The following is a 623-nucleotide window of genomic DNA, read 5'->3' as shown; positions in this document are numbered from 1 at the left end:
GCAATCCCGGCGGCGGTTTCGCAGATCTCGTCGCGTTGCTTGGGCGTCAGCGCCGGGGACGGCGTTTCTTCGATGATCTTCTGGAACCGGCGCTGGATCGAGCATTCGCGTTCCCAGAAATGCACCACGTTGCCCTGCCCGTCGCCCATCACCTGCACTTCGATATGGCGCGGGCGTTCGATATAGCGTTCGACGAACAGACGGCCGTCGCCGAAATAGCGCTCGCCCTCGCGGCGGGCAGTGTCGATTTCGGCCTCCAGGGTGCTGTCTTCGCGCACGACGCGCATCCCCTTGCCGCCGCCCCCCGCCGAGGGTTTGATCAGCAGCGGATAGCCAACCGCGCGTGCGCGTTCGACAAAGGTGGCCGGGTCGTCGTCTTCGATCGCCGATGGGGCAACCGGAAAGCCGCGCTCTTCAACAAAGGCGCGCGCGCGCACCTTGTCGCCCATCAGGTCGATCACTTCGGATGTGGGGCCGACGAAGGTCACGCCGGCCTTTTCCAGGGCGGCCACGAAGGCCGCGTTTTCCGACAGAAAGCCATAGCCCGGATGCACCGCATCCGCGCCGATCCGCTGCGCCACATCGACAATCTGCGCAATGTCCAGATAGGCCGCCACCGGCGT

General features: G+C 65.5%; 1 protein-coding gene. It reads right to left on the bottom strand.

Translation table 11 applies throughout. The features are described from left to right. Window positions 1-623, bottom strand: a 623-nt coding sequence (locus ACP2AV_RS15670) for a biotin carboxylase N-terminal domain-containing protein (RefSeq protein ID WP_426373703.1), incomplete at both ends; no start/stop codon positions are given.

Origin of the sequence: Aliiroseovarius sp. PTFE2010 (genome assembly GCF_049943335.1) — a bacterium.
Taxonomy (GTDB): domain Bacteria; phylum Pseudomonadota; class Alphaproteobacteria; order Rhodobacterales; family Rhodobacteraceae; genus JBNFVY01.
The sequence above is the reverse complement of the archived record's forward strand: the minus strand, read 5'-3'. Positions and strand labels throughout refer to the sequence as shown.